Genomic DNA, 613 nt, shown 5'->3' on the forward strand with positions numbered 1-613 from the left:
ATCTGTGGTAACCAAACTAACCTCCGGCAGGGAAGACGAAGACAAGTCTCGGATGGACGGCCAGGAACTCGACGCGCTGTAGATTGCTGCCGCAGGCAAGGAACCTCGAGCTTTTGTGGCAAGCTGGCGGAGTTCTCCCTTTGCTTAACTGAGAGCGTGTGTCCCTCTTCTCAGCGGTTGCCCAGCATTGGACTACTCATCGAGCTACCTTCCTCGGCGGGCTCTGTCCCCAGCCTGCGAGTTCCGGCTTTTACCCCTTTTGCGGAACCACTCAGTCGTCTAGGAGATTCTATGACCATTGAACCGAAAGCCCGTAAGAACCGCGAAAGTGCTAACTCCCGCTCCCGCAGCCGTCGCCGTGAATCGGCCAAAGGTATTAAAGGAGCTAACTCAGCCGCCAGCCTCTCTCTGCCGAAGTTGATCCAAGAGAATGCTGTGCTCCAATCTCGCAGCCAGTTGTTGCTGATGTACAGCGACTTCCAAACCGAAATGCCCAATGATGGCAAAACTGGCGTTGGCACCTGGCTGCAGAACCGCCTCAAGGAGTACGGCATGCCCAGCCTGCTGCGTTTTGGCCCGCGCTCTTGCCCTCAGGTTTTCCTCCGCGATGAAT

Annotated in this window: 1 protein-coding gene; it reads left to right on the forward strand. The window is 56.4% G+C overall.

The genetic code is table 11. The features are described 5' to 3' along the window. Window positions 1-291 precede the first annotated feature (291 nt). Window positions 292-613, forward strand: a 322-nt coding sequence (locus tag NW858_RS11565) for a hypothetical protein (protein WP_414520548.1), incomplete at its 3' end; no start/stop codon positions are given.

Origin of the sequence: Synechococcus sp. H55.10, assembly GCF_047502715.1 — a bacterium.
Lineage (GTDB): Bacteria > Cyanobacteriota > Cyanobacteriia > Thermostichales > Thermostichaceae > Thermostichus.